Source organism: Streptococcus danieliae (genome assembly GCF_025447695.1).
Lineage (GTDB): Bacteria > Bacillota > Bacilli > Lactobacillales > Streptococcaceae > Streptococcus > Streptococcus danieliae.
On sequence record NZ_JAOBSU010000130.1, the window covers coordinates 1 to 3,989 of the forward strand.

The following is a 3,989-nucleotide window of genomic DNA, read 5'->3' on the forward strand; positions in this document are numbered from 1 at the left end:
CACGTTTTCTAAAATCAATTCCGTATGCCATAAGACAAGTATATCATATACGGTTTATAAGCTAAACGACTATATTATACAAAGTCCAGTAGCTTCTTGTCCATTATAAACAAGGGACTAGGATTTTTTACGGATAGCCGTAAGTCAAACTTGTATTCTTAGCCAATAATAGGTATAATTAAAATGAAAAAGGATAGTTGCGCTAACAACTATCCTTAGTAGAACCGTTTAAGACGGTGACTTCATAGTCACGAATAACTCGTCCTACTTGGTCAAAGCGGGGACGGGTTATTTCTTTTTGTCATCATGTTTGAAGATTGTGTAACACAAACCGATCAAAGCGATGGTAAAGGTACCAAAGCCAAGGATTGTGTGAACAATCTCAAATGCTGTCAAAAGAAAGGCTCCTCCTTTCCGTCAGATTTTGATGAGTTGCCCATAGGCATCACCTCACTTTCGGTTTCAGAAGCCACCGTCTCTACTTTTCTACTTGCTTTTATTATACAAAGCTCAACGGCTCCTTGTCCATCATAAACAAGGGACTAGGATTTTTTACGGATAGCCGTAAGTCAAACTTGTATTCTTAGCCAATAATAGGTATAATGGAAATGAAAAAGGGTAGTTGCGTCAACAACTACCCTTGGTAGAACCGTTTAAGACGGTGACTTCATAGTTACGAATAACTCGTCCTACTCGGTCAAAGTGGGGACGGGTTATTTCTTTTTGTCGTCATGTTTGAAGATTGTGTAACACAAACCGATCAAAGCGATGGTAAAGGTACCAAAGCCAAGGATTGTGTGAACGATCTCAAATGCTGTCAAAAGAAAGGCTCCTCCTTTCCGTCAGATTTTGATGAGATACCCATAGGCATCACCTCACTTTCGGTTTCAGAAGCCACCGTCTCTACTTTTCTACTTGCTTTTATTATACAAAGTTCAACGGCTCCTTGTCCATCATAAACAGTCGGTACAATCTACAATGAAGATTTCTAGGTATGTGTTCTTCTTGATCTCATCAGGAAGGTTTGACAAGGCCAGGTTTTGAAAAGCTCCTTAAAATATATAGGTAAATATGTGATATAATGATTGAAAGTATTTGTGTTCTCACTTATAGAGAGATAGAAGGAGAAGTGTGTGGTTGATTTTAAAGAAATGGAAGAAAAGCTAGCTTTAGCTGCTGGTCGTTCAGCTGAGCATATTTACAAATATTTACCGATAGACAAGGCTCGTCTTTTAATTTTGGCGGATTTTGTGACGGAGGAAGATTTGCGAAAGGCTTCGCGAAAAGATTTACTAGCTGTTCGCGGTATTGGTCCAAAGACTGTTGATACAATCGAGATGGTTCTGGATCATTTAGCATTACCGGAGGCAGAGCGGGTTTCCAATCAGTGGATTATTAGAATCACAGTGGAAAAGGGAATCTATAGGGAGATTCAGATTCCTAAGATGCAGAGTTTTGCGGAACTTGCAGATGCGATTTTATGGGCTTTTGATTTTGATAATGACCACGCCCATGCTTTCTTTATGGATGGAGTTCCTTGGAGTGACCAGGTCTATTATCCAGGCTATTTAGAAGAAGAAAGGAGTCTCGGTAATTCTGAAGAAGTTACTTTAGACAAGCTAAGCAGTGGTCAGCGATTTTTGTTTGTCTTTGACTTTGGGGAAGAATGGCACTTTGACTGTCAAGTGATAAGAGACTGTTTATGGATGAGCCGAGATATCTTTTTATGTGAGAGCGTCGGAGAAGCTCCAGCTCAGTATTAAAAGAAAGAGGGATAGAGATGGATTTTTATCAAGCAGTTTCACAATTTAAACCGTTGGTGACCCAGGAAGTTCGTGACGTGATTCAATCAGGAGAGAAGCTCATTCTCTTTGTTGGGCGGGCCAGTTGTTTTTATTCACGTTTATTTGCGCCCAAGTTGGCGCAGGTACAAGCGGAACAAGGACTGGAGGTAGGTTTTTTGGATAGTGAGAATTTTGCGGACTGGGAAGATCTGCAGGCTTTTCGGGCCCGTTACCAGATCCTGACGGTGCCGGGGCTGTTGGTGGCTGAGGGTGGCCAGGTGCGGGTGGTCTGTGATTCGTCCTTGTCACCAGAAGCGATTCGGACCTTTATTCAAGAGGGGTCGTCTTTGTAAAAGCTAAAATGAGAGTATATATTACAAATTTGAATGGACAAGCGGCGCAAAGTACGGCTCAGCTGGCCCAGAATATGGTAACCGACATCGCAACGGACTTGGGTTACCGGGAGTTGGGGATCTATGCCTTTGATATGCGGGGGGATAGTGAGTCCGAGTTATCCAAACGGTTGGATGGGATTGTAGCGGGGCTGCGGCACGGGGATGTGGTGATTTTTCAGACGCCGACGTGGAACACCACGGCCTTTGATGAGCGCTTGATGAAAAAACTACGAGCCTATCGGATTAAGATTGTGCTCTTTATCCACGATGTGGTGCCACTGATGTTTGCGGGAAATTATTATCTGATGGAGCGGACCATTGCTTACTTTAACCAGGCGGATGTAGTGGTGGCGCCGAGTCAACAGATGCTAGACGTGTTGCGCAAGCATGGCTTGACGGTTGCGAAAACCCTGGTGCAGGGAATGTGGGACCATCCGACAGAGCTGCCCCAGGCAGAAGCCAGCTTTCAGAAGGTGATTCATTTTCCGGGTTCGCCGGAGCGGTTTGCCTTTGTTAAGGAGTGGGATTATTCGGTGCCCTTGCAGCTCTACACTTGGCACCAGTTGGAGTTGCCGGATCAGGTGCGGGCCATGGGCTATAAGTCGGATCCGGAATTATTGTTGGACTTAGCTAGAGGTGGTTTTGGCCTGGTCTGGATGGACGATCGGGATAAGGACTACCAGAGTCTGTATTGTCCCTATAAACTAGGAACCTTCTTAGCGGCGGGAATTCCGGTCATTGTCCAGCGGGGGATTGCCAATCAGGAATTGATTGAGTCCAATGGTCTAGGCTTTGTGGTGGATTCCTTGGCGGAAGCGGTTGAGCGGATTGAAGCCTTGGCGGAAGCGGATTACCAAGTCTTGGTGGAGCGGGTGCGGGCCTTTAACCCCTTGTTGCGTCAGGGCTATTTTAGCCGGCGGCTGCTAACGGAAGCAGTTTTTCAAGCCCTATGTCAGTGAGGAGTTTATGAGTGATTTAGGATTGATTCAAGTACGGCCGATTCTGGAGAGTTTGGCCTATATTCAGGAGCAGGGGGCGTCTGTGGCCCGGTTTGGCGATGGTGAAGTGGAGCTGATGACGGGTTCTAGTATTCCCTACCAGGACTATGACCCCGACTTGGCCCAGGCTCTCTTGGAGATTTTGACAACCCCCAGTCGGGCGGATTTTCTGGTCTGTCTTCCGGATGTCTTCCAACAGTTGGAGCGTTACAATTCCAATGCGGTGCATTTTTGGCAGCAGCATTTTGCGCGTTACCAGACCTTCTACCAATAGCACTGCCAATCACCTTGGTATGGTTCAACCTTTATTTCTAGGCCTTATATTGATTTGCTGGACAAAGGGCAAGCGGCGGCTTCTTTTCAGGCCTTGAAGGCTCTGTGGCAAGGGCGAGATGTCTTACTCGTGGAGGGGGAAACGTCCCGCTCGGGCGTTGGCAATGACCTTTTTGCTGGAGTAGGCTCCTTGGAGCGGATTATCTGTCCTTCGCGGAACGCTTTTGCCCATTATGATGCAATTCTAGAAGCTGTTCGCTCTAGGGCGGAAGATCGGTTGATTTTGGTCATGTTGGGTCCGACGGCCAAGGTGCTGGTGCGGGATTTGCATGCAGCAGGTTATCAGGCGCTGGATCTGGGGCATATTGATTCGGAGTACGAATGGTTCCAAATGGGGGCGATCCACAAGGTTAAGTTGGAGCATAAGCATACGGCGGAGTTTAATTATGGGCACCTCTAAAAACTAATACTCATTGAAATTCAAAATCTGAAAAAAGCCATTCTCTATGGACAATAGATTTTAGATCAGACCAATGCAA

Annotated in this window: 5 protein-coding genes and 1 pseudogene; 4 read left to right on the forward strand and 2 right to left on the reverse strand. The window is 45.8% G+C overall.

Annotated features, from left to right (window positions below; translation table 11 throughout):
* Nucleotides 1–288: 288 nt before the first annotated feature.
* Nucleotides 289–396: a putative holin-like toxin gene (locus tag N4310_RS07805; protein WP_160333300.1), complete on the reverse strand. Its 108-nt coding sequence runs from the start codon at nucleotides 394–396 to the stop codon at nucleotides 289–291.
* 317 nt (nucleotides 397–713) lie between these two features.
* Nucleotides 714–821 carry a putative holin-like toxin gene (locus tag N4310_RS07810; RefSeq protein WP_160333300.1) on the reverse strand — a complete coding sequence of 36 codons (108 nt, stop codon included), beginning with the start codon at nucleotides 819–821 and terminating at the stop codon, nucleotides 714–716.
* 312 nt (nucleotides 822–1,133) lie between these two features.
* Here N4310_RS07810 and N4310_RS07815 point away from each other — a divergent pair, with 312 nt between their 5' ends.
* From N4310_RS07815 to N4310_RS07830, 4 genes and pseudogenes are all read left to right on the forward strand, one after another.
* Nucleotides 1,134–1,763, forward strand: coding sequence for an IS1096 element passenger TnpR family protein (locus tag N4310_RS07815; RefSeq protein WP_179923457.1), 630 nt, complete (start codon nucleotides 1,134–1,136; stop codon nucleotides 1,761–1,763).
* Nucleotides 1,764–1,780: 17 nt separating this feature from the next.
* Complete coding sequence (locus N4310_RS07820) at nucleotides 1,781–2,137, forward strand: thioredoxin family protein (RefSeq protein ID WP_262092732.1); 357 nt, start codon at nucleotides 1,781–1,783, stop codon at nucleotides 2,135–2,137.
* 8 nt (nucleotides 2,138–2,145) lie between these two features.
* A complete protein-coding gene (locus N4310_RS07825) occupies nucleotides 2,146–3,138 on the forward strand; it encodes a sugar transferase (protein ID WP_262092733.1) in 993 nt (330 codons plus the stop codon).
* Nucleotides 3,139–3,190: 52 nt separating this feature from the next.
* A pseudogene (locus N4310_RS07830) lies at nucleotides 3,191–3,898 on the forward strand (SP_1767 family glycosyltransferase); the annotation flags it as partial.
* Nucleotides 3,899–3,989: the final 91 nt, after the last annotated feature.

Excerpts from the sequence above, each read along its gene's own strand:
- N4310_RS07825 (WP_262092733.1), top strand. The coding sequence starts at position 2,146 with ATGAGAGTATATATTACAAATTTGAATGGACAAGCGGCGCAAAGTACG.
- N4310_RS07820 (WP_262092732.1), top strand. The coding sequence starts at position 1,781 with ATGGATTTTTATCAAGCAGTTTCACAATTTAAACCGTTGGTGACCCAG.